Origin of the sequence: Massilia sp. (assembly GCF_046293535.1) — a bacterium.
Classification (GTDB): domain Bacteria; phylum Pseudomonadota; class Gammaproteobacteria; order Burkholderiales; family Burkholderiaceae_D; genus Telluria.
Map to the genome: position 1 here is coordinate 1 of NZ_JBKBOV010000003.1, position 23,512 is coordinate 23,512.

At 65.4% G+C, this 23,512-nt stretch carries 22 protein-coding genes; 10 read left to right on the top strand and 12 right to left on the bottom strand.

Features of this window, described 5'->3' with window-relative positions; translation table 11 throughout:
- Positions 1 to 745: hydroxymethylpyrimidine/phosphomethylpyrimidine kinase (locus ACK4S9_RS02495; protein WP_409720974.1), on the top strand; the 745-nt coding region annotated here is incomplete at its 5' end.
- A 19-nt stretch (positions 746 to 764) separates the two neighbouring features.
- Positions 765 to 2,057 (top strand): glutamate-1-semialdehyde 2,1-aminomutase, encoded by a 1,293-nt coding sequence (gene hemL, locus ACK4S9_RS02500; RefSeq protein ID WP_409720977.1) that lies wholly within the window; start codon positions 765 to 767, stop codon positions 2,055 to 2,057.
- A gap of 53 nt (positions 2,058 to 2,110) precedes the next feature.
- Here hemL and corA read toward each other — a convergent pair whose 3' ends face one another.
- From corA to mpl, 8 genes are all read right to left on the bottom strand, one after another.
- Positions 2,111 to 3,076 carry a magnesium/cobalt transporter CorA gene (gene corA / locus ACK4S9_RS02505; RefSeq protein WP_409720980.1) on the bottom strand — a complete coding sequence of 322 codons (966 nt, stop codon included), beginning with the start codon at positions 3,074 to 3,076 and terminating at the stop codon, positions 2,111 to 2,113.
- 107 nt (positions 3,077 to 3,183) lie between these two features.
- Positions 3,184 to 3,903 carry a monofunctional biosynthetic peptidoglycan transglycosylase gene (gene mtgA / locus ACK4S9_RS02510; RefSeq protein ID WP_409721416.1) on the bottom strand — a complete coding sequence of 240 codons (720 nt, stop codon included), beginning with the start codon at positions 3,901 to 3,903 and terminating at the stop codon, positions 3,184 to 3,186.
- Between the two features lie 29 nt (positions 3,904 to 3,932).
- Positions 3,933 to 4,742, bottom strand: a complete 810-nt coding sequence (gene aroE / locus ACK4S9_RS02515) for a shikimate dehydrogenase (RefSeq protein ID WP_409720982.1) — start codon at positions 4,740 to 4,742, stop codon at positions 3,933 to 3,935.
- Between the two features lie 6 nt (positions 4,743 to 4,748).
- Positions 4,749 to 5,603: a TonB C-terminal domain-containing protein gene (locus ACK4S9_RS02520; protein WP_409721419.1), complete on the bottom strand. Its 855-nt coding sequence runs from the start codon at positions 5,601 to 5,603 to the stop codon at positions 4,749 to 4,751.
- A 278-nt stretch (positions 5,604 to 5,881) separates the two neighbouring features.
- A complete protein-coding gene (locus tag ACK4S9_RS02525; protein ID WP_409720985.1) occupies positions 5,882 to 7,933 on the bottom strand; it encodes a ribonuclease catalytic domain-containing protein in 2,052 nt (683 codons plus the stop codon).
- A 1-nt stretch (position 7,934) separates the two neighbouring features.
- On the bottom strand, positions 7,935 to 8,516 hold the full coding sequence (locus ACK4S9_RS02530; protein WP_409720988.1) for a chorismate--pyruvate lyase family protein: 582 nt from the start codon (positions 8,514 to 8,516) through the stop codon (positions 7,935 to 7,937).
- An 8-nt stretch (positions 8,517 to 8,524) separates the two neighbouring features.
- Positions 8,525 to 9,121: a YqiA/YcfP family alpha/beta fold hydrolase gene (locus ACK4S9_RS02535; protein WP_409720991.1), complete on the bottom strand. Its 597-nt coding sequence runs from the start codon at positions 9,119 to 9,121 to the stop codon at positions 8,525 to 8,527.
- On the bottom strand, positions 9,118 to 10,497 hold the full coding sequence (gene mpl / locus ACK4S9_RS02540) for a UDP-N-acetylmuramate:L-alanyl-gamma-D-glutamyl-meso-diaminopimelate ligase (RefSeq protein WP_409720994.1): 1,380 nt from the start codon (positions 10,495 to 10,497) through the stop codon (positions 9,118 to 9,120). Before mpl ends, ACK4S9_RS02535 begins: the two co-directional genes overlap by 4 nt.
- 94 nt (positions 10,498 to 10,591) lie before the next feature.
- On the opposite strand from mpl, the gene ACK4S9_RS02545 reads away from it, so the two are divergent.
- From ACK4S9_RS02545 to ACK4S9_RS02580, 8 genes are all read left to right on the top strand, one after another.
- Positions 10,592 to 11,221, top strand: a complete 630-nt coding sequence (locus ACK4S9_RS02545; protein WP_409720997.1) for a hypothetical protein — start codon at positions 10,592 to 10,594, stop codon at positions 11,219 to 11,221.
- Between the two features lie 119 nt (positions 11,222 to 11,340).
- The gene (locus ACK4S9_RS02550; protein WP_409720999.1) at positions 11,341 to 11,895 is read left to right on the top strand and encodes a redoxin family protein; all 555 of its coding nucleotides are present in this window, start codon (positions 11,341 to 11,343) and stop codon (positions 11,893 to 11,895) included.
- A gap of 263 nt (positions 11,896 to 12,158) precedes the next feature.
- Positions 12,159 to 12,596, top strand: a complete 438-nt coding sequence (gene aroQ / locus ACK4S9_RS02555) for a type II 3-dehydroquinate dehydratase (RefSeq protein ID WP_409721002.1) — start codon at positions 12,159 to 12,161, stop codon at positions 12,594 to 12,596.
- Positions 12,597 to 12,687: 91 nt separating this feature from the next.
- Positions 12,688 to 13,164, top strand: coding sequence for an acetyl-CoA carboxylase biotin carboxyl carrier protein (gene accB, locus ACK4S9_RS02560; RefSeq protein WP_409721005.1), 477 nt, complete (start codon positions 12,688 to 12,690; stop codon positions 13,162 to 13,164).
- A gap of 108 nt (positions 13,165 to 13,272) precedes the next feature.
- Positions 13,273 to 14,667, top strand: coding sequence for an acetyl-CoA carboxylase biotin carboxylase subunit (accC, locus tag ACK4S9_RS02565; protein ID WP_409721008.1), 1,395 nt, complete (start codon positions 13,273 to 13,275; stop codon positions 14,665 to 14,667).
- Positions 14,664 to 15,620: a 50S ribosomal protein L11 methyltransferase gene (prmA, locus tag ACK4S9_RS02570; RefSeq protein WP_409721011.1), complete on the top strand. Its 957-nt coding sequence runs from the start codon at positions 14,664 to 14,666 to the stop codon at positions 15,618 to 15,620. The genes accC and prmA overlap by 4 nt, the downstream gene beginning before the upstream one ends.
- A 13-nt stretch (positions 15,621 to 15,633) precedes the next feature.
- Positions 15,634 to 17,088 carry a DUF3426 domain-containing protein gene (locus ACK4S9_RS02575; protein ID WP_409721014.1) on the top strand — a complete coding sequence of 485 codons (1,455 nt, stop codon included), beginning with the start codon at positions 15,634 to 15,636 and terminating at the stop codon, positions 17,086 to 17,088.
- 18 nt (positions 17,089 to 17,106) lie between these two features.
- A complete protein-coding gene (locus ACK4S9_RS02580) occupies positions 17,107 to 18,048 on the top strand; it encodes a carbohydrate kinase family protein (protein WP_409721017.1) in 942 nt (313 codons plus the stop codon).
- A 166-nt stretch (positions 18,049 to 18,214) separates the two neighbouring features.
- Here ACK4S9_RS02580 and ACK4S9_RS02585 read toward each other — a convergent pair whose 3' ends face one another.
- The 4 genes from ACK4S9_RS02585 to ACK4S9_RS02600 all read right to left on the bottom strand — a co-directional run bounded on the left by ACK4S9_RS02585 (position 18,215) and on the right by ACK4S9_RS02600 (position 22,836).
- Entirely contained in the window at positions 18,215 to 18,742 is a 528-nt protein-coding gene (locus ACK4S9_RS02585) for a YggT family protein (RefSeq protein WP_409721020.1), read from the bottom strand.
- An 87-nt stretch (positions 18,743 to 18,829) separates the two neighbouring features.
- The gene (locus ACK4S9_RS02590; RefSeq protein ID WP_409721023.1) at positions 18,830 to 20,269 is read right to left on the bottom strand and encodes a transcriptional regulator; all 1,440 of its coding nucleotides are present in this window, start codon (positions 20,267 to 20,269) and stop codon (positions 18,830 to 18,832) included.
- Positions 20,270 to 20,767: 498 nt separating this feature from the next.
- Entirely contained in the window at positions 20,768 to 21,088 is a 321-nt protein-coding gene (locus ACK4S9_RS02595) for a hypothetical protein (protein WP_409721026.1), read from the bottom strand.
- A 101-nt stretch (positions 21,089 to 21,189) separates the two neighbouring features.
- Entirely contained in the window at positions 21,190 to 22,836 is a 1,647-nt protein-coding gene (locus ACK4S9_RS02600) for a glycosyltransferase family 4 protein (protein WP_409721029.1), read from the bottom strand.
- Positions 22,837 to 23,512: the final 676 nt, after the last annotated feature.

The window sequence follows — 23,512 nt, forward strand, 5'->3', positions numbered from 1 at the left end:
CGACCTGGCCGCCTTCGCCGCGCATGGATGCCACGGCCTGTCGGTGGTCGCCGGACTGCTGGTGGCCGACAGCGCCAAGGTGGAAAACCTGCATGAAGTCGACAGCGACTGGATGGCCGACCAGGCCAGGGTCCTGCTCGAAGACATGCCCGTGGCCGCCTTCAAGGTCGGCGCCGTCGCCACCGTGCTGCAGCTGGCGGCGATCGCCGAGATCGTGTCCGACTATCCGGACGCGCCCCTGGTCCTCGATCCCTTTCTCTCGGCCCTGCCCGACTCCGGCCTGGCCGACGAGGAGATGCTGTCCGCGATCCGCGCGATCCTGGCGCCGCAGACCACCGTCCTGATGCTGTCGCAGTCGGAACTGGGGCGCATGGCCGAAACCTGGCGCGAGGTGCCCGACGAGGGCGAGGAGAGCGAGGACGCCCTGCTGGCGGACGTCGCCGAACTGACCAATGCCGGCTGCCAGTACGTGCTCGTGACCGGCACCCGCGACGCGAACGGCACCTGCTCCAACACCCTGTTCGATGCCGGCGGCGTGGTCGCCAAGGTCGAATACCAGCACCTGCCGGGGCCTTTCGTGGGCGCCGGCAATACCTATTCGGCGGCCTTCACCGCCCTGATGGCCTGCGGCATGGAAGCGCCGCAGGCCCTGTTCGCGGCCCAGGAGTACACCACCGGCGCGCTCGAACACGCCCAGCGCTTCGGCATGGGCAAGTTCATTCCCAACAAATTCTACCGGGGCTGAGCAGGCCCCTTTCGCTACCATGACCCAGAACACCTCGAAGAACGACCAACTGTTCGCCCGCGCCCAACAAAGCACGCCGGGCGGCGTGAATTCGCCGGTGCGCGCCTTCCGCTCGGTGGGCGGCACGCCGCGCTTCATCACCCGCGCCGAAGGCCCGTATTTCTGGGATGCCGACGGCAAGCGCTACATCGACTACATCGGCTCCTGGGGCCCGGCCATCGTCGGCCACGCCCACCCGCAGGTGATCAAGGCGGTGCAGGAAGCAGCAAGCCGGGGCCTGTCCTTCGGCGCGCCGACCGAGGGCGAGATCGAGATCGCCGAAGAGATCTGCCGCCTGGTGCCCTCGATCGAGCAGGTGCGCCTGGTCTCGTCGGGCACCGAAGCGACCATGAGCGCGCTGCGCCTGGCGCGCGGCGCCACCGGGCGCGACAAGATCGTCAAGTTCGAAGGCTGCTACCACGGCCACGCCGATTCGCTGCTGGTCAAGGCCGGTTCCGGCCTGCTCACCTTCGGCAACCCGACCAGCGCCGGCGTGCCGGAAGATTTTGTGAAGCACACCCTGGTCCTCGACTACAACAACATCCCGCAGCTGGAAGACGCCTTCGCCTCGATGGGCGACACCATCGCCTGCGTGATCGTGGAGCCGGTGGCCGGCAACATGAACCTGATCCGCGCCACCCCGGAATTCCTGCAGCGCATGCGCGAACTGTGCAGCGAGCACGGCACCGTCCTGATCTTCGACGAAGTGATGTGCGGCTTCCGCGTCGGCCTGGGCGGCGCCCAGGAGATGTACAACATCACGCCGGACCTGACCGCGCTGGGCAAGGTGATCGGCGGCGGCCTGCCGGTGGCGGCCTTTGGGGGCCGCGCGGAGCTGATGCAGAAGATGGCGCCGCTCGGCCCGGTCTACCAGGCCGGCACCCTGTCGGGCAACCCGGTGGCGGTGGCGGCCGGCATGACTACCCTGAAGCTGATCCAGGAGCCGGGCTTCTACGAGAAGCTGGGCGCGGCCAGCGCGCGCCTGGTGCAGGGCCTCACCGAAGCGGCCCGGGAAAGCGGCATCCCCTTCTGCGGCGACGCGGTGGGCGGCATGTTCGGCTTCTACTTCAGCAACAGCATTCCGTCGACCTACGGCCAGATGATGGCCGGAGACAAGGAGCGCTTCAACCGCTTCTTCCACGGCATGCTGGACGAGGGCGTGTATTTTGCGCCGGCGATGTTCGAGGCGGGCTTCGTCTCGGCGCAGCATACCGACGCTGTCATTGACGAGACCATCGAGGCGGCGCGCCGGGTGTTCAAGAAGATCGGTTAAAAAAACGGCGATGAAATCTTATTTCATCGCCGGCATTATTTTGAAATTTTACTTCATCGCAACCAGCCGCGGCGGTGGAAATACAGCAGCGGGGCTGCAATGGCTGCAACCATCAAGCCCAGCGCGAACGGATAGCCGAAATCCCACTTCAACTCGGGGAACACTTCGAAGTTCATGCCGTAGATGCTCGCGATCAGGGTCGGCGGCAGGAAGGCCACCGAGGCCACCGAGAAGATCTTGATGATCTTGTTCTGGTTGATGTTGATGAAACCGACGGTGGCATCCATCAGGAAGTTCACCTTGTCGAACAGGAAGGACGTGTGGCCGTCCAGCGATTCGATGTCGCGCAGGATCTGGCGCGCTTCCTCGAACTGGTCGGCGTTCAGCAACCGGCCGCGCATCAGGAAGCTGACCGCGCGGCGCGTGTCCATCATGTTGCGGCGAATCCGGCCGTTCAAGTCTTCCTCGTGGGCGATCGCGTTCAGCGCGGCGGCCGCGTCCTGGTCGGTGAATTCCTTCTGCAGCACGCGCGTGGAGACTTCCTCCAGCGCCTCGTAGATGCCCTCGAGCGCGTCCGCCGAGTACTCGGCGTCGGTCGCGTACAGGTCGAGCAGCACGTCCATGTAGTCTTCGATCGAGCCGGGACGCGAGCGCGCGCGCAGGCGCACCAGGCGGAACACCGGCAGGTCATCGTTGTGCACCGAGAACAGGATTTTCCCGGACAGGATGAAGGCGACCGTGATCACGCGCGACGGGCCGGCGTCTTCCTCGACCAGGAAGTCGGTGCGCAGGTGCAGGTCGCCGTTCTCGGCTTCGTAGTAGCGGGCCGAGGCCTCGATGTCCGACACCTCGTCCTCGCCCGGCAGCGTCACCCCATAGGTCGTCTTGACCAGGATGCGCTCCTCGTCGGTGGGCTCGTTCAGGTCGACCCAGACCGGCGTCACGTTCTCCAGGTCCTCGCGCGAGTCGACGCTGACCTGGTTCAGGCGGCCATTTTGTAGGACAAATACGTTGATCATGCGCTTCTCTCGGGCCGGGATTCGAAAACTGCGGCAAGTGTAACCGACAGCCCCCGACCCGGCCACCCCGTAACGACATTTTCGTCACGGGTGCGGCGAATCGCGCCTCAAGGCAGCTCGGCGAAGCGCATCTGGCGCTGGATGGCGTTGGCGCGGCGCGCCAGGTAATTGGTCACGCCGCGCTTGTCGTAGTAGCGCGGGTTGGGCAGCATCACCGCCAGGCGCGCCGCCTGGGCCGGGCTTAGCTTGGCCGCCGAGCTGCGGTAGTAATGGCGGGCGGCGGCTTCGGCGCCGAACACGCCGCGGCCGAACTCGACCACGTTCAGGTAGATCTCGAGAATGCGGCGCTTGGGCATCACGGTCTCGAGCATGAAGGCGATGATCATCTCCTGGCCCTTGCGCAGGTAGCTGCGCGAACCGCTCAGGAACAGGTTCTTGGCCAGCTGCTGGGTGATGGTCGAGCCGCCGCCGACCACCTTGCTGCGCCGCTTGTTCTTGTCATAGGCTTTCTCGAGGGCTTCCCAGTCCACGCCACCATGCTCGATGAAACCCGAGTCTTCCGACACCACCACGGCGCGCTTCAGGTTGTCCGAGATGCGCTCGTAGGGCACCCACTGGTGCTTGAGCTTCGCCTCCGGGTTCTTTTCCTGCAGCGCCGCCAGTTGCTGGCGCATGAAGCTGGTCGAGGACGGATTGAACATCGCATACCAGCAGACCATGACGAAGAAGTAGAGCTGAACCAGCAGCACCAGCAGGATCGGCCCGAGGATCAGCCATTTGAGCCAGCGGCGCGAGGATTTCGCAGCCACCTTGCGGGTTTTACCCATCGTTATCGTTGTGCTCATGCTTGTTGTTCTCAGGGGCGCATCTTCTTGAATACTTCCGCCGTACCGGGCCGCACGCCGCGCCAGATGGCGAAGGCTTCGGCGGCCTGCTCCACCAGCATGCCCAGGCCGTCGCGGGTGGCGGCGCCGCGGCCGGCCGCGAATTCCATGAACACGGTAGGCTGGTTCCCGTACATCATGTCCAGTGCCAGCGTGCCCGGGCCGAACACCGTCGCCGCGACCGGCGGCACCTCGCCGGCCAGGCTGCCGGAGGTGGCATTGACGACGATGTCGAAGCTGCCCGCCACCGCATCGAAGCCGGTGCCGTGCACCGGGACGCCGTAGGGAGCGAAGTCCCGGGCCAGCTTCTCGGCGGTCGCCACGGTGCGGTTGGCGATGACGATCTCACGCGGGCCCTGCTGGATGAAAGGCAGCAGCGCGCCGCGCGCGGCGCCGCCGGCGCCCAGCAGCAGGATGCGCTTGTCGCGCATCGCGACGCCCGCGTTGCGGGTGATGTCGGCCACCAGGCCCGGACCGTCGGTGTTGTCGCCGACGATCTCGCCCCCTGCGAACACCAGGGTATTGACGGCGCCGGCGGCGCGGGCCCGCTCTTCCAGTCGGGTGCAGGCCGCGACGGCCTCGATCTTGAACGGCAGGGTGACGTTGGCGCCCTTGTATCCTTCGGCCACCAGGCGCTGCACGGTCGCGGCAAACGCGTCGAGCGGCGCAAGGCAGCGCTCATAGACCAGGTCCTGCCCGGTCTGGCGCGCGAAGATGGGGTGGATCTCGGGGGATTTGCTGTGGGCGATCGGGTTGCCGATCACGCAGTACTTGTCAGTCATGTGCGTTCATCCTGCATCGCCGCGCAGTTCGGCCTGCATTTTTTCTTCGCGCGTGAAGCGAAAGCGCGTGATCACTTCCCACAGGTCGTCCTTGCCCTGGGTGCGCATATTGGCCGGGAAGCGCCCGAAAGGCGCGGACTGGCGCACGATCCTCAATGCGGCCGCATCCAGGGCGGGGTTGCCCGAACTGCGCTCGACGCGCGGTCCGCCATCCTTCGTATAGATGCTCCCGTCCTGGAACACCGGGATATAGACCACCAGTTCGCCGTACAGCTTCTTGCCGTTCTGCTGCGGGAAGTTGAGCGTGCCGACTTCCTCGATCCGCTTCTGCATCTCTTTATAGTAGAGCGCATAGCCGACCTGGCGCGTGCTGGGCGTGATCTGGGTGCGCTTGGGGCGCTTGTTCTGGTCTTCGATGCGCTCGATGACTTCGGCCGCGGCGCGCGAGATGGCGCGGCTGGTGTCGAGGGCATCGCTACCAGTGCGGGTGGGGTCGGGCTTGTCCTGCTCGGTCTTCGGCGGCGCGTGGAAGCTTGATGAGCGCACCCGGGTCAGGACGTTCTGCTGTTGCTGTTCCAGTTCGGCGATGCGGCGCTGCAGGGCCTTGATGCTTTCGCCGTTCTCGATCCTGCGCAGGTCGGGCAGCGGGGAACGGGCGCGGCCAGCGTCCGCCGTGCCGCCGCCTTCCAGGTTGGCCTGGGCCAGCGCATCGGCCTTCACCGGAGCCTTGGCATGCTTGGCGTTGACGAGGATGACTTCGAGCCCCGGATCGGCCGGCTGCTGGCGGAAGGCATCCGGTGCGGCGAAACGCACCGCCAGCAGCGCCGCGTGCGCGAGCACGGAGACGCCGAGGGCGATCATCAGGGGGCGGTTATCTTGCAAATACTTCACTGCGCGTGCCCGGACGGGCGGTTGGGTCAGGGATGGGGCATTCTAACCTGCAACTGCGGGCGTGGGGAGATTGCGGGCGTGGCCGCGACACGTAGGGTGGGCAGGGCAGTACAGGCCAGTGGCCTGTACTGCGCCCACGCGGTCAACTAGCGGCGAGATCATCGCGCAAGATTATTCACCTGCCAACTATCACCGCGTGGGCGGGAAAACAGTCCACTGGACTGTTTTCCCCCGCCCACCCTACAGTATCAGGCTGTGCCGGCGTTCGCGGGAACTTCCACGCCGTCTTCGGTCGTGACCGCGGCCACCACACCCTCGGCTTCCACGACCTCGGCAAGCGCCGCCTCGCCCGTATCGCCCTCTTCCTCTTCTTCCAGCTCCAGCGAAGCATCCGGCGCCTGCGCCGCCACCTCGAGCAGGCGCGCCTCGAGCGACAGGTCGACTTCGTCCCAGCGCACGATATCGAGCCTGACCTGGGCGCCGCGCGCCAGTTGCGGCATGCCGGCCAGGCGCGCCACCAACGGGATCTCGACCAGGCGCACCACTTCGTCCTTGAGCACCACGGCGTCGACCTGCTTGGCATGTTCCTGACCCAGCCAGCGCAGGCACCAGTAGCGCTCCATGTTCTGCTGGAAGTCGTTGTAGGCCGCGTAGGCCGCATCAAACGCCGAGACGATCGAGAACAGGGTCGCGTCGCGGTGCTTGAACGGCGCCACCAGCGGCGCGGTCACGCCATGCGAGGCGCAGGCCAGGATCTGCCACTGGTTCACCAGGTCGGTGTAGCGGCGCAGCGGCGAGGTGCTCCACGCGTACTGGTCGACGCCCAGGCCCTGGTGCGGGGCCGCGTGCGTGACCATGCGCACCTGGATCTTGGCGTTCCAGCCGCCCGCGCCCGGCCCCTGCGAGCGGTAGATGCCCGGCACGCCCGAGTCGTGCAGCAGCTTGCCCCAGGTGCTGTTCGCGAAGATCATCAGCTCGGCCACGATCTTGTCGAGCGGCGCGCCGCGCTTGCGGCGCACGATGCTCACCACGTCGTCTTCGACGTAGAAGTTGAAGTCCACGCGGTTGGCCTGCTCGGGTTTCAGGCCGAAGGCTTCGCGCTTCTTCATGCGGCCCGCTTCCAGGTGCAGCGCCCACTGCCACAGCAGGCCCAGCTCTTTCTTGTGCTCGTACTCGCCGCTGCCCGCGTTCAGCGCTTCTTCGGTGACGACGGCGTCGATCTCGTTGAGGCGCAGGTTGCGCTTGATCGGCACGCGCTCGGCGCGGGTGGCGGTCGAGAGCACGCTCCAGTCGGCGGGATTCAGTACCGCGTACAGCGACAGCGCCGGGCAGTCCTTGCCCTCGGCCAGGGTAAAGGCGTCCACCACCTCGTCCGGCAGCATGGTGATCTTATCGCCCGGCATATAGACGGTGGACATGCGCGCGCGCGCGACCTTGTCGATCGCATCGTCCGGGCGGATGGCCAGGCCCGGCGCCGCGATGTGGATACCCACCTGCACCGTGCCGTCGTCCAGCCAGACCACCGACATGGCATCGTCGATCTCGGTGGTGGTGACGTCGTCGATCGAGAAGGCGGTGACGTCCGCCAGCGGCAGGTCGCCTGGCGCCTGCGGCACCTCGAGCTGGGGGAAACCGGCGCCGCGCGGGAAGTGCTCGAACAGGAAGCGCGACATGTGCAGTTCCTTCGGCGACGCCAGGCCGCCCGTGCGCAGCATCAGGCGCGGCGCCGTGGTCTGCAGTTCGGAGGCGGCCGCTTCCAGCGCCTTGTACTCGATGGTGTTCTTGTCCGGCTTGAACAGCAACTGGTGCACGATCGGCTGCATGGCCTGCGGCAGCTTGCCGGCCTTGAGCTCGTCGACGTAGGCGGCCTGCACGATGGCCTGCTGCTTCTTCTTTTCGATGCCGGCCAGCGCCGCCTTCAGGGTCTGCTCGGGAGCGGCCTTGTAGCGCCCGCGCCCCTTTTTATGGAAGTAGATCGGCGCGGCGTGCAGCGCCAGCACCAGGCCGGCGGCTTCGCTCGGCAGCGGCGCATGGCCGAAGTATTCGGCGCCGAGCTCCATGAAACCGAATTCCTCCTGGCCCGCGACCTCCCACAGGAAGTCCAGGTCCACCTCGGCGGCGATGCCCTTGGCGGCGCCAAGCAAGGCTTCCGGCTCGGGCTTGTCGAACTGGATCAGCACGTCCTTGCCCTTGACCTTGCTGCGCTTGCCGCTGGGCAGCTCCACCTGGTAGGCCTCGCCGGCCTGCGACAGTACCGTGCCGACCTTGAAGTCGCCCGACTCTTCAAAAAATACGTTCATGTTATTTCGTGTTCTGTTGTGTTCTGGTCGGCTTCAGGTCCAGTACCGAGGGCAAGAATACCTCGGTGACCAGCAGCAGGCCTTGATGGCGGCGGTAGACGCAGCGCCGCGCATAATAAAGTGTGTCATCGCTACCGCCGACGGCCGCGCGCACGCGCGCCATCAGCGGATGGCCCGCGCGGATGCGCGCGTATTCCAGCCGGCCACGGCGCACCAGCGGATCGTAGAACAGCGTGGTGCCGAGCGATCGCTCGCCCAGCGCCGAAAACAGCGGCCAGTCGCTGGCCGTGCAGCCGGTCGGGACCACCGTGTGGCCGAACACCCTGGGGCGCCCATCGCATTCGAGCAGCACCTCGCGCTCCCACACCCGGCCCGGACGCGGCAGGCCGATCGCCCGCGCCTCGTCCGCCAGGCACAAAGCGGCGTTCTGGTGCAGCCGGCGCACGCGAAACACTTCGCTGTGCGCCATCAGGCGCGCCGTCAGCGAGCCTTCGGTGGTCAGCCAGTCGCGCATGGCGGCCGGCGCGCGCACGGCGCCGGCATGCGGCTGCCATGCCGCCAGCCTCAGCGAAGCACTTCTCATCCGCATCGTCACCGGGCCGCGCCCGCGCCGCTGCAGAAGGCCAGCACCTCGTCGACATACTGCGGGAATTCCGAGATCGCATGGTCGCTGCCCTCGATCACGTGCTGCTTCGCCCCGGCGTAGTGCGCCACCATGTCGCGGTAGTCCAGCACCTCGTCGCCGGTCGCGGCCAGCAGGAAGTAACGTTCCGGCTTCGTGATCTTCTCGATGCGCAGCGCCGCCAGCTCGTCGATGTATTCGCGGCGGAACTCGAAGGGTTCATCCGAATGCCAGGCCGTGGTCACGCCCACGTGGTGCTGCAGGTTCTTCAGGGGATCGACCGACGGGTTGAGCAGCGCCGCGCGCACGTCCAGGCGCTCGGCCAGCCAGGTGGCGTAGAAGCCGCCCAGCGAGGAGCCGACGATGGACAGGTTGCCGGGCGCATGGCGCTCGGCCAGCAGCAGGCAGAGCGCCATCGCCTCCTTCGGCGAGGCAGGCAGCTGCGGGCAGATCAGCTCGTGCGCGCGGCCGGCCTCTTCGAGCGCCTTGTGCACCACCCGCGCCTTGAAGGACTTGGGCGAGGAACGGAATCCGTGGAGGTATAGGACGTACGCGTTCGCGGTCATGGAGCCAGCGCGTCCAGCAGTTTCTGGTGCACGCCGCCGAAGCCGCCGTTGCTCATCACCAGGATATGGTCGCCCGGCTGGGCCGCCTGCACGATGGCCTGCACCATGTAGTCGATCTGGTCGAAACTGTGGGCGATGCCGCCCAAGGGCTTCAGGGCGTCGGCCAGCGACCAGCCCAGCGCCTGCTGGCTGCCGAAGCCGAACACCAGGTCGGCGTCCTTCAGGCTGCCCGGCAGCGCATCCTTCATGGCGCCCAGCTTCATGGTGTTCGAGCGCGGCTCGAGCACGGCCAGGATCCTTCCCGGGTTTGCTCCCTTATTGCCGATCTTCTGGCGCAGGCCGCCCACGGTGGTGGCGATCGCGGTCGGGTGGTGGGCGAAGTCGTCGTACACGGTCACGCCACCCACGACGCCGCGCACTTCCATGCGCCGCTTGACGCTCTGGAAGCGGGCCAGGGAAGCGATCGCCTGCGAGGTCGGCACGCCGACGTGGCGCGCGGCGGCGATCGCGGCCAGCGCGTTCGAGCGGTTGTGGTGACCGGTCAGTTCCCAGTGCACGGTGCCCTGGACGTCGCCATTGAACAGCACGTCGAAGCTGCCGCCCTGGTGCTCGACCAGGCTCCAGTTCGCGCCTTCGGACAAGCCGAAGCTTTCCTTCTCGCTCCAGCAGCCGCGCTTGAGCACGCGCGCCAGCGAGGCTTCGTCGCCGTTCACGACCAGGCGGCCCACGCCCGGCACGGTGCGCACCAGGTGGTGGAACTGGGTTTCGATGGCGCCGATGTCCGGGAAGATGTCGGCGTGGTCGTATTCCAGGTTGTTCAGCACCGCGGTCTTGGCATGGTAGTGCACGAACTTGCTGCGCTTGTCGAAAAAGGCGGTGTCGTACTCGTCGGCCTCGATCACGAAGAAGTCGGACGGCTTGTCTCCATGCAGGCGCGCCGAGACGCCGAAGTTCATCGGCACGCCGCCGATCAGGAAGCCCGGCGCATAACCCGCGTCTTCCAGGATCCAGGCCAGCATCGAGGTGGTCGTGGTCTTGCCGTGCGTACCGGCCACGGCCAGCACCCATTTCTCGCGCAGGATGTGCTCGCCGATCCATTGCGGGCCGGACACATACGGCAGGCCGCGGTTCAGGATTTCCTCGATCAGCGGATTACCGCGCGTCATGACGTTACCGATCACATACAGGTCGGGATTCAGCGACACCTGTTCCGGGCCATAGCCCTGGATCAGCTCGATGCCCTGGGCTTCCAGCTGGGTGCTCATCGGCGGATAGACGTTGGCGTCGCATCCGGTGACGCGGTGGCCGGCTTCCTTGGCCAGAACGGCCAGGCCACCCATGAAGGTGCCGCAAATACCGAGAATGTGAATGTGCATGGTCGAGGAAGAAATAGCTGGGCTAAATGAGTCGGAAAGCGCGATTTTACCTGACCGGCTCTGATTTTCCGCTTAAGAGTATGATTGGGATATCATGCCGACACCAAATAATGATGTGCTCCAGTTGCGCGCCGAAATTGCAGCCCTTGCTGCGCGCATGATCGCCCAGGACGGCGCCGACTACGACACCGCACGCCGCAAGGCGGCCCGCCAGGTGCTCGGTGTGGACCGCCCCAGCCCCAACTTGATGCCCGACAATCTGCAGATCGAGGAGCAGGTCCGTCAATACCAGGCCCTGTTCGGCGGTCCCGGCCAGGCCGCGCGCCTGCTTGCCATGCGCGAGACCGCCCTGCAGGTCATGGACCAGCTCGCCGACTTCCGCCCCTACCTCACCGGCGCCGTCCTGAACGGCACGGCGGGCGAGCACGACGACATCCACCTGCAGCTGTTCGCCGACAGCGCCAAGGAAGTCGAGATCTACCTGCTCAACCGCAACGTCAATATAGAGATCTCGGAAACGCCCCATTTCAAGGGCGGCCGGCACGATCCGGTTGAAACGGTCAGCTTCCTGTGGCATAAGGAAACTATTCATGCCGAGTTGTACGACTTTCATGACTTGCGCGGGGCCTTGAAGCCGCGCGCCGACGGCCGCCTGCAGCGGGTCGACGCAGCGGGACTGCGTGCGCTGATGGCGAATGACCAAGGGCTGCTCGTAAAACCGTAGCGAGCGGCGGCAGTTCGGCTCGAGAAGCGCAGCCGTACTTTGGTACGGTGAGCATCGCAGGGCCGAACTGCAACGCGGAGTAGGTTTGACGAGCGGCCCGAAACACTGGAACAGGACGAATGAACAAGAAACACGTGGCAATCTACGCGGCCGTTGCCGCCATGTTCGGCATCATGGGCGCCCTGGTGGCGATCAACAAGAAAGACCCTCCCCCGATTACAACCGCCATCGCCCCGACCGGCGGCAAGCCGCACACGGCCGTCGACAATCTGTTCGCCCAGTCGCTCGACGACCTGGAGGGCGCGCCGCAGTCGCTGGCCAAGTGGCGCGGCAAGCCGCTGCTGGTCAATTTCTGGGCAACCTGGTGCGCGCCTTGCGTGCAGGAGATGCCGGAACTGTCCGAACTGGCGGGCAAGGACGGCGGCAAGACCTTCAACGTGATCGGCATCGGCATCGATTCGCCCTCGAACATGCGCGAATTCGCGGCCAAGCTGAAGATTGCCTACCCGCTGTACGTGGCCGGGATGGGCGGAACCGAGTTGTCGCGGGAGTTCGGCAATACTGCCGGGGGCTTGCCGTATACAGTATTGATCGGCGCCGATGGGCAGGTGCGCAAGACTTACCTGGGCAAGCTGAAGTTCGACGAATTGCAAGCAGATTTGGCGAAGTTGTAGGGTGGGCGGCTCGTGTTCTGGTCCACTGGACCAGAACACCCCACGCGGTGATAGTTGGGATATGAATAGTCGCTCAGGCAGCATCACCCGAATTTGAACGCGTGGGCGGGAGACCCGCCCACCCTACGGAAATCCGGCTCAGCGAACGACCGTTCTTTTCCGAATTTCTTTGAATATGCGTTCATCGACTGGCAATTTTACTGCTTGCCAATAGCCGAGCTTGGCGGCACAATGCCTTCCTTTCGGGCGTTCAGACTCTAAACATGGCGAAAAAGCTACTGCTGCTTAATGGCCCCAACCTCAATTTATTGGGGACGCGGGAGCCTGCGGTGTACGGCGCGACGACGCTGGCCGACATCGAACAGGCAGCCATGGCACAGGCGGCAAGCGCGGGCGCAAGCCTCGACTGCTTCCAGAGCAACCATGAAGGAGCCCTGATCGACCGCATCCATGCCGCGCGCGGCGAAGGCGTGGAGGCGATCGTCATCAATCCGGGTGGCCTGACCCATACCAGCGTGGCCCTGCGCGATGCGCTTGCCGCGGTGGCAATCCCGTTCGTGGAGGTACACATCTCGAATGTCCATGCCCGCGAGCCCTTCCGGCACCACTCGTACTTGTCCGCAATTGCGCAAGGCGTAATCTGCGGCCTGGGTCCGGACGGATACCGGTTTGCCATCGACTTCGCACTTAAATCGCGTTAATCTACGTCAACTTCATGTATCAGCGGCGACGCGGCCACCCAGCAACGCGACGCCCGCTCTCTAAAACGAATAAAACACCAAGGGGTTTCACATGGATCTCAGAAAACTCAAGACCTTGATCGACCTGGTCGCCGAATCGGACATCGCTGAACTCGAAGTGACCGAAGGCGAAAGCAAGGTCCGCATCGTCAAGTCGTCCGCAAACCCGCAAGGCCAGATGATGATGATGCCGCAGCAGGCGGTGCAGCACTACGCGGCGCCTGCCGTGCAGGCCGCAGCACCGGCCCCGAGCGCCGCCGCTCCGGCAGCAGCGCCGGCCGCCGCCGAGCAGACCGGCCACGTCGTCAAGTCGCCGATGGTCGGCACCTTCTACCGTTCCTCGGCCCCAGGCGCCGCGGCTTTCGTCGAAGTCGGCCAGAGCATCAAGGCGGGCGATACCCTGTGCATCATCGAAGCGATGAAGCTCCTGAACGAGATCGATGCCGACGTCGCCGGCACGGTCACCAAGATTCTCGTGGAAAACGGCCAACCGGTCGAATTCGGCCAGCCGCTGTTCGTCATCGGTTAAGAACCCTCCGGCCGGGCGGCGTCCTGCCGCCAGCCCATTCATGTCGTGTCCGGCGCGCTTTCTGATCCAGACTGTTGCGCCGGTTTTCACTGAAACACCGAACCTACCATGTTTGAAAAAATCCTCATCGCCAACCGTGGTGAAATCGCGCTGCGTATCCAGCGCGCCTGCCGCGAACTGGGCATCAAGACGGTCGTCGTTCACTCCGAGGCGGACAAGGACGCCAAGTACGTGAAACTGGCGGACGAATCCGTCTGCATCGGCCCGGCCCAGTCGGCGCTCAGCTACCTGAACATGCCGGCGATTATCAGCGCCGCCGAAGTGACGGACGCCGAGGCTATCCACCCGGGCTACGGTTTCCTGTCGGAGAACGCCGATTTTGCCGAGCGCGTCGAGAAATCGGGCTTCGTCTTCATCGGCCCGCGTTCCGACTCGATCCGCCTGATGGGCGACAAGGTCTCGGCCAAGCAGGCGATGATCAAGGCCGGCGTGCCCTGCGTGCCGGGTTCGGACGGCGCCCTGCCGGACGATCCCAAGGAAATCATCACGACCGCGCGCCGCATTGGCTACCCGGTCATCATCAAGGCCGCCGGCGGCGGCGGCGGACGCGGCATGCGCGTGGTGCATACCGAAGCCGCGCTGCTGGGCGCCGTGCAGATGACCAAGACCGAAGCCGGCACCGCCTTCGGCAATCCGGAAGTCTATATGGAGAAGTTCCTGGAAAATCCGCGCCACGTGGAGATCCAGATCCTCGCCGACGAGCACAAGAACGCCGTCTGGCTGGGCGAGCGCGACTGCTCGATGCAGCGCCGCCACCAGAAGGTCATCGAGGAAGCGCCGGCGCCGGGCATCCCCCGCAAACTGATCGAGAAGATCGGCGACCGCTGCGCCGAAGCCTGCCGCAAGATCGGCTACCGCGGCGCCGGCACCTTCGAATTCCTGTACGAGAACGGCGAGTTCTACTTCATCGAGATGAACACCCGCGTGCAGGTGGAACACCCGGTCACCGAGATGATCACCGGGATCGACATCGTGCAGGAACAGATTCGCATCGCCTGCGGCGAGAAGCTGCGCTTCCGCCAGCGCGACATCATGCTGTCGGGCCACGCGATCGAGTGCCGCATCAATGCCGAAGACCCGTTCAAGTTCACCCCGTCGCCGGGCCGCATCACCGGCTGGCACCCACCGGGCGGTCCCGGCATCCGTGTCGATTCGCACTCGTATGCAGGATATTATGTTCCACCTCATTACGACTCGATGATCGGCAAGGTAATTTCCTATGGTGCGACGCGTGAGCAGGCAATTCGCCGCATGCAGATCGCGCTCTCGGAAATGGTCGTTGAAGGTATTCTCACCAATATCCCGCTGCACCGCGAGCTGATGGTCGACGCCCGCTTTATCGAGGGCGGCACCAACATCCACTACCTGGAGCACAAGCTGGCCTCGAAGCCGGACCTGCCGAAGGAAACGAGCCTCGGCGCCAAATCGGAAACCAAAGCATGAGCTGGACGGAAGTCGTCATCGAAGTAGCGCGGGACCACGCGGAGGCTCTGTCGGACGCCCTGATGGAAGCGGGCGCCCTGTCGGTCTCGGTGGAAGACGCGGACGAAGGCACGGACGCGGAAAAACCGCTGTTCGGCGAGCCGGGCATGGAACCCACCGAAACGGCGTGGGACCACAGTCGCGTCGTTGCGCTGACCGATACCGACGCCGACCAGTTCGCGATCGTGCGGGAAGCCGCCAACGCCATCAAGCTGCCCGTCGTGCCCTCCTTCACCACCCGCGCGGTGGCGGACGCCGACTGGGTGCGCCTGACGCAGTCGCAGTTCGAGCCCATCCACATCGGCAAGAACATCTGGGTCGTGCCGAGCTGGCACGAGGCGCCGGACCCGAATGGGCTCATCCTCGAGCTGGATCCGGGCCTGGCCTTCGGCACCGGCAGCCATCCGACCACCCGCCTGTGCATGGAGTGGCTGGAAGCGCACCCTGCGCCCGGCAAGTCGGTGCTGGACTACGGCTGCGGCTCGGGCATCCTGGCGATGGTCGCCAAGAAGCTCGGCGCTCTCGATGTCGCCGGCGTCGACATCGACCCGCAGGCGATCGAATCGGCGCGCAGCAATGCCGAACGCAACGGTGTCAGCATCGACTTCTATCTGCCGGACGACTTCGCCAGCGCCCCCAACGAGCGCCATGCGAAGGGCCAGTTCGACATTGTCGTGGCCAACATCCTGTCGAGCCCATTGAAGCTGATGGCGCCGATGCTGTCCGGCCGCGTGGCGCCGGGCGGCTCCCTGATCCTGTCGGGCGTGCTGGCACGCCAGGCGGAAGAAGTGGCCGCCGCCTACGCACCTTTCATCAAGCTGGGCGTCTGGGCCGAGCAGGACGGCTGGGTCGCCCTTCACGGGACGCTCGGCCAGGACACCGCACCCGCGCCGCGCTCCGCCACCGGCGGCTAAGGGCAACCCAGGCATGGCGCTCGCCACCCAATGCCCCCACTGCGGCACCATGTTCCGCGTCGCCGCGGACCAGCTCAAGCTGCGTGGGGGCATCGTCCGCTGCGGCGCCTGCACCGAAATCTTTGACGGCAACGCCGCGCTGGTCGACCTGGCCAACGCGGCGCCACGCCCTTCTCCGCGGCGCCGGCGGGCGTCGGACGCTGCCGCCGAGGGCATGCCCGCCACCCCGGCGCCAGCCGCAACTCCCCCATCCGAAGCAGCCGCCGCGCCTGCCGCGCTTGCCGCTCCCCCACCGGAAGCGGACGACGATCCGATCTACACCCTCGAATTCGACCGCACCTTCTCGCCTTACGGCATCCTGCCCAAGGCAAGCAGCGGCGACGACGCCGGCGGCGCCCCGCAAGCGCGCCGGGAACACGAGGCCTTGGCGGCCGAACCCGACCCGGCACCGGCCCCGACGCAAGCCCCGGCGGACGAGCCGCAGCCGGAGCCGGCGCCCGAAGCCGTTCCGGAGCCTGTCCCTGACACCATCCCCGCAGCCGCTGCGGAACCCGTCCACGCGTCCGAGCCTGCGTCCATTGCGCAAGCACCCGCCGACGCACCGGTGGCGCTTGCGGCGGACGTGCAGGTCGACGAAGAACTGGTGGCCGCGCCGGCGCCGGACCATGCCGAGCATCCGGAAGCGCCGGCGCCTGCGCCCGAGCGCCCGCTTGCGCCGGCAGTTGCCGGCGCAAGCGGCCCTGCCAGCGCGAAGGCCGGGCCCGCCATGCCGCCGCTGCTGCTGCGCGAATCCGGCCCCGCCACGGTCACCATGCGGGCGCCGCCGAGCGCGCCCCCGGTGGCGCCACGCACGCCGCGCACCCGGGCCGCGGAAGCACGCGCCGCGCGCAAGTCCAAGCTGACGCCGACGAAAATCGAAGCGCCCAAGCTGCGCGTGCCCGAACCGGACGAGCCGGAATTCGTGCGGCGCGGCCGCCAGCGCGAACGCTCGGGCAAGGCCATGCGCATCGCGATGCTGCTCGGTAGCGTGCTGCTGCTGCTGGCCCTGGCGGCGCAGGTCGTCATGCACTTCTCCACCGCACTGGCCGCGCGCTATCCCGCCCTGAAGCCGGCCCTGGTCTCGCTGTGCGAGGTAGTGGGCTGCCGCGTCGAGCTGCCGGCCAGGGTCGACCAGCTGGTGATCGACACCGGCGAACTGACCACGCTCGGCGGCGACGCCTACACCTTCAGCACCCAGCTGCGCAACCAGGGCGATTCCGTGCAGGCCTGGCCCAGCATCGAACTGACCCTGAGCGATGCCGACGACAAGCCGCTGGTGCAGCGCGTGTTCGGCCCGCGCGACTACCTGCCGGCCGGCCCGCTGCTGGGCCTTGGGTTCGCCGCGCACGCCGAACAGCCCGTGAAGCTGCACTTCCGTGTCGCGCAAGCGCAGCCGTCCGGCTACCATGTCGCCGTCTTTTATCCCTAATCTCTTGAAGGCATCTCCATGACCAAGACCGCCCTGATCTGCGGCTCGATCGCATTCGACAAGATCATGCAGTACCACGGCCGCTTCGCCGAGACCCTGCTGGCCGACCAGCTGCACCGCGTGAACGTCTCCTTCCTGGTGCCGACCATGCGCCTGGAGTACGGCGGCTGCGCGGTGAACATCGCCTACAACCTCAAGCTGCTCGGCGGCGAGCCGCTGGTCATGGGCACCATCGGCCAGGACGGCGGCGACTACCTCGAGCGCATGAAGAAACAGGGCATCGAGACCCGCGCCATCCGCACCATTCCCGACGCCTATACTGCGCAGTGCTTCGTCACCGCCGACCAGGACAACAACCAGATCAATGCCTTCCACCCGGGCGCGATGCAGTACTCGCACGAGAACAACGTGGCCGACCAGGGCGCCCTGCGGGTGGCGATCATCTCGCCGGACGGCCGCGACGGCATGCTCAAGCACGCCGCCGACTGCGCCGCCCAGGGCATCCCCTTCATGTTCGACCCGGGCCAGCAGCTGCCGATGTTCTCGGGCGAAGAGCTGATCCGCTTTATCGAGCAGGCCAGCTACCTGGCCTGCAACGACTATGAATTCGAAGTGGTGATGGACCGCACCGGCCTGAGCCTGGCCGACATCGCCGGCCGCCTGGACGCACTGATCGTCACGCGCGGCGGCGAGGGCTCGGACATCTACGCCGGCGGCGAGCACTATCGCATTCCGGCCGTGAAGGCCGACGAGATCGTCGACCCGACCGGCTGCGGCGACGCCTACCGCGCCGGCCTGCTGTACGGGATCACGAATGGCCTGGACTGGCCGACCACCGGCCGCATCGCCAGCCTGCTGGGCGCGATCAAGATCGGCAGCACCGGGGGCCAGAACCACACGTTCACGCCGGAAGAGATCGAGCAGAAGTTTGAGGTGGCGTTTGGATACAAGTTCCGCTGAAATTACGCGCTAACACTGCGCATATAAAAATTGGGTCCCCGCCTTCGCGGGGACGACGGTTTTAAAGCTAGAGGTACTGTCATTTGTACCTTAACGCTTGATCCGTCGTCCCCGCGTAGGCGGGGACCCAATTTACTTAGCGTACCTTTGCAGCACGCTTACACCATCACCCGTAAAAAACCTGCCTCAACACGAACTGAATAATCTGGATCAGCACCAGCGCCACCAGCACCGATAAATCGATCCCGCCGATCGGCGGCACCACGCGCCGGATCGGCCGCAGGATCGGCGTATTGAGCGCATGCACGAAGGGCGCCAGCGGCGCATGCGGATTCACCCAGCTGAAGATGGCGTCGATGATCAGGAGCGCCATGAAGCCGTACAGGATCCAGGTCAGGAACCGGTACAGCGCGTGCAGCAGCACCATCTGCGCATCCGCCCCCGCCAGCAGCAACAGCGAGCTGGCCAGCAGCACCACCAGGAAGGCGCCGATCAGGCTTGCCCAGTCATAGCCGCCCATGCCCGGCACCAGACGCCGCAGCGGCAGCACCAGCCAGTCGGTCAGGGTAAAGGTGAATTGCCCGATCTGCTGCGGCGGGCGCACGCGCGTGGCCTGCATCCAGAAGCGCAGCAGGAGCAGCCCTCCCAGCAAGGCAGCAGCGGTATCGACGATAAACTGGAGAATAGACAGCACGTAGGCTCCTCAAAAAAAAACCGCCGTGTGAACGATCACACAGCGGTATTTTGCCTGATCCAGGCAAGACTCGCTATCGAGCCGGAATCACGGGCGGCTGCTGGTCGGGAACGGCCATGCGGCTGCCGGCGACAGCGTGGTTTTCGCTGCCGGAGCAGGTGCGGCTGCCTTGCCGTCCGATTTCGAATCGGTTTTTGCTTCCGGTTTTGCTTCGGCTTTCGATTCCGATTTGGTATCGGCTTTGGAATCCGATTTGGTGTCGGCCTTGCTATCGGCTTTCACTTCCGGTTTTGCTTCGGCTTTGGCTTCCGGTTTCGCTTCGGCTTTCATTTCCGGCTTGGCTTCGGCTTTTGCGGCCGGCTTTGCAGCAGGCTTGGCGGCAGCCGATTTGGTAGCAGCCGATTTGGCAGCGGATTTAGCTGGAGCGGCTGCTTTTGCCGGAGTAGCGACTTTTTTTTCGGCCGATTTTGCCGGCGCTGCGGCTTTAGCCGGAGCGGCGGCTTTGGTGGCAGCCGATTTAGCCGGCGCAGCCGATTTAGCCGGTGCAGCCGATTTCTTTGCAGCAGGTTTAGCGGAGGCTTTGGTCGCGGTCGCTTTCGCTGCCGGCTTGGCGGCCGATTTGCTTGCAGTCGACTTGGTAGCGGCGGTTTTGGTCGCGGCTGCTTTCTTTGCTGCCGGTTTGGCGGCAGTCTTTGCTACCGGCTTGGCGGCGGCTTTCTTTGCTGCCGGTTTTGCAGCGGTGCTTTTGGCGGCTGGTTTGGCAGCGGCGGCTTTCTTGGCTGCTGGTTTAGCGGCGGCTTTCTTGGCTGCCGGCTTGGCTGCCGATTTGCTTGCGGCTTTGGCTGCTGGTTTAGCGGCAGCTTTCTTGGCTGCTGGTTTAGCGGCAGCTTTCTTGGCTGCAGGCTTTGCTGCTGCTTTCTTTGCTGCCGGCTTGGCTGCCGATTTGGTGGCGGCGGCCTTGGCTGCCGGTTTAGCGGCGGCTTTCTTGGCTGCCGGCTTGGCAGTGGCTTTCTTTGCTGCCGGCTTGGCTGCCGATTTGCTTGCAGCGGCCTTGGCTGCTGGCTTGGCTACAGCTTTCTTTGCAGCAGGCTTTGCGGCTGGCTTGGCAGCGGCTTTCTTTGCTGCCGGCTTGGCTGCCGATTTGGTCGCAACCTTGGCTGCAGGTTTAGCTGCGGCTTTCTTTGCAGCAGGCTTCGCTGCGGTTTTGGTCGCGGTGGTCTTGGTTGCGGCGGTCTTGGTCGCTGCGGTTTTCTTTGCAGCAGGCTTAGCTGCGGGCTTGGCTGCTGCCTTGGTAGCAGTGGTCTTGGCGGCGCTGGTCTTGGCGGCGGTCTTGCTCGCAGCAGTCTTGGTGGCAGCTGCTTTCTTTGCAGCAGGCTTCGCTGCCGGCTTGGTAGCGGCTTTTGCTGCCGGCTTGGCAGCTGCTTTGGCCGGAGCGGCCTTGGCTGCCGGCTTGGTAGCGGCGGCAGCTTTCTTTGCTGCCGGTTTCTCGGTTGCAGCCTTTGCTGCTGGTTTCTTAGCGGTTGCCATTTGATTCTCCTTCATCTGCGATGAGAAATACGCTCAAGGTTTAAAACCCGCCCACCCTCAGCGTGGCGGGCGAATTATTCATCGGACCACACCGCCGGGCGATTTGGGCCAATGAATCCGGCACCGGCTGAACTGCTGCAACTCCTCACGATTGCAGCGCTTCAGCCAACGTCGCCAGGAAACCGATTCAATGCGTTTTCACATCGCTACCCTTGCGGGCGCGAAAAGAAAAAGCCGCCTTGCCTGAACACGGTCAGGCAGTGCGGCTTGTTCTTTTCGCTTCGCTTACGTGCATACTGATTGAATCAGTGTCCTATTATTCGATCGATTACTGCCCGGATGGACGCGACAATATCACATGTTCACGTTTTGACAAATTCAAACACGTAAAGTACACGAAAACTTTGTGAGCGCGCAACCCGAACACCTCAAAGTGAATCACGATTTTCGTACTTAAACATGCGATTGCGCATTCGTCAGTTATCTACTACACCGCCTTCACTGAAACCGCATTTCAACTGATCGACAAACCATCTTCCCGCAGGTCGTGGCGGCTGCTCTTTCAGCCAGGCCGCGCATCGAAAATGCCGTACCCGGCAATGGATGCGCTTTCAATCGAAGCTGCACCAGCGATCCATCGGCGGGATCCTGTTGCACCATATGTCGCGGCATGCTGCCCCACCCGAGTCCCGCATGCGCAAAGGCGTGCCTGGCGCCGAGATCGGCGAGCCGCCGGACCAGCGGCGACATCACGCCGAACTCGCGGCCCGCGGTGAGTTGCGAACGATCGGTGAGCACCAGTTGCACAAGCTTGGACATCGCGACGCGCGAAACAGTGCCTTTGATTTTTGCGAGCGGGTGTTCCGGCGTGGCGATAGGCGGAACGTCGACAGGCCGGGCGGACAACCCGACTTGTCCATCTACTCGACGACCCTGAGCAAATCCATCTTGCACAGCCAGGCCAGCCCGCGCAGCAGCGTCGGCCGGTCGCACGGGCCCAGGGTGTCGATCAGTTCTTCCACCTCCACCGGTCGCGGGCCGATGGCGCCGAACAGGCGGCCGAAGTCCTCGAGCGTCGGCAGCGAGCTTGAGGCGAAGCGGTTGATCGCCAGATCGCGGTAGCCGTTCACCAGCGCCAGCGAGGCATCCGGCGCCAGCTCCACCAGCGAGGCCGCCGTCAGCGGGCGCGTGGCGTAGCTCGCGAACAGCCGGAACGGATCGGGACGGTCCGGGGCGCGTGCGGGCAGCGGCGGCGCCAGCACCGGATCGGCGCGCCGGCGTTCGGCGAGCTCTTCCCACAAGGCCCGATAGCGCCCCAGGATGACGGTCCAGTCGAATGCCGTCTGCGCCCTGCGCCGCGCCTGCTCTCCCAGCCTGCGGCGCAACTCGGTGTCGACCACCAGGCGGCCGTAGGCCTGCGCCAGCAGCGCGCCGTCCACCGCCACCGCCTGGCTGGCGTGGCCGCAGTACATGTCGAAACTGTCCACCCCGTCGTCGTAGCGCAGCGCCAGGTCGAGTCCCGCACCCGGTCCCGGCATCACGGTCGGGATGCGGTAGCCGTCGACGCCGTCGCGCACGGTGTCGCGGTAGCCGTTCCAGTCCGACACCACGCAGGGCAGCCCGGCCGCCATCGCCTCCACCGGCGTCAGGCCGAAGGTCTCCTGCACGTTGTCGGCCAGCGAGGTGAACACGTCGGCGGCGGCCCAGGCGTCGAGCTGGTTGCCGGGCACGCGGCCGTCGAGTTCGACCAGGCGCACCGACGGACACAGGATCGCGGCCGCTTCGCGGAAGGCGGCTTCGATCGCTTCGCCGCCATACCAGCCGGCGATGACCAGGTGCACGCGCCGCCCGCCCTTCTCCGCGCGCTCCAGGGCGCTGAACATCTGCTGCGGGTGCGACTTGGCGTGCACCGACAGCCTCCCCAGGTACAGGAAGGCGACGTCCTCCGCTTCGATGCCGAGCCGTGCGCGCGCGTCCTGGCGGCGCCTTGGCTCCGGCGCCAGGCCGGCGCAGTGCACGCCGAGCGGGATCAGCGGCAGCTGCGGCAGTTCGAAGCGCTGCGCCGCGAGCCGCGTGCGCAGGTAGTCGGCCTGCTCCTCGACCAGCACGCGCAGGCTGTCGCGCACCGCGCGCGAGGTGCACACGATGGCGTCCCAGCCGCGCACCGGCGCCACCAGCAGGCTGGTCACCATGCTCATCATCTCGTGCGAGGCGGTGGCGTGGGTGATGCCGCACAGGCTGTAACGGTGCTCGCCCGCGGCCAGCCTGCGCCAGGCCAGGCGCTCGATGCCGGGGCCCGGGTGGTACAGGCAGCCGAAACGCTCGAGCCCCTGCGGCGCCGCCGGCGGTATCCATGCCACCTCGCCGCCGAACCCCTCGCCGCGCAGGGTGGCTGCGAACGCATCGGCATGGCTGCGGTCGGACGCAAGGCAGCCGACTTCGCGCAGGCCGGCGTCGCGCGCGATCGCCCCCAGCAGGCCAACGCCGGCCGACTGCCGTCCCATCAGCTTCTGGCCGGCCACGGAAAAGGATTCGGGGATGTAATGCACTGCGAAGCTGTCGGGCATGCGCTCTCCTGTGGCCAAGCGCGCAAATGGCTGACCGGTCACGGCCATGATAACGGCCGCTTTGCGGACATGGCGCAAGCCTGCTCGCGCTAGGACTGACAAGGTTTTATGTCGCTTTGTCTCCTGCCCACAACGATTCATTGGCATAAATACATGTAAGACTAGTCCTACGCAGCTTTCTCATTGCCGAACAGAAATCGCACTCGCTACACTCTTGGTTTCCGGCCCCTGCCGTTCGACATTTCCCTCCTGTTTCCAAGATTCCGGTCCGTCTCAGGACGCCATCCACTTTCCCGCAGAGGCTGTTTTGGCCAAGACTATCGTTTCCGTTTCGTTCACCAATGGCTTCCTGGGCGACGCCGCTTCCACCCCGAACACCGCCATCAACGTCCAGCTGATGACGGAGCTGGGCTGGTCCAATCTCCAGTTCCGGCAGGTGAGCGATACCGGCCAGTTCACCCTGCAGGGCAATGACCTGACGGGCACGATCGTGCTCACCGACGCAAACAACATCAAGCATGAGATCGACGTCGTGATCAACTGGCGTGTCTCGGCCAACGGCAAGACCAACACGCTCGTGGCCTACGCGACCGGCCCCGCGACGCACGTGCTGACGACCAAGACCGGCACCACCTCGATCGTTCCGCTGGTGGACGGCAAGAGCACCGGGTACGAC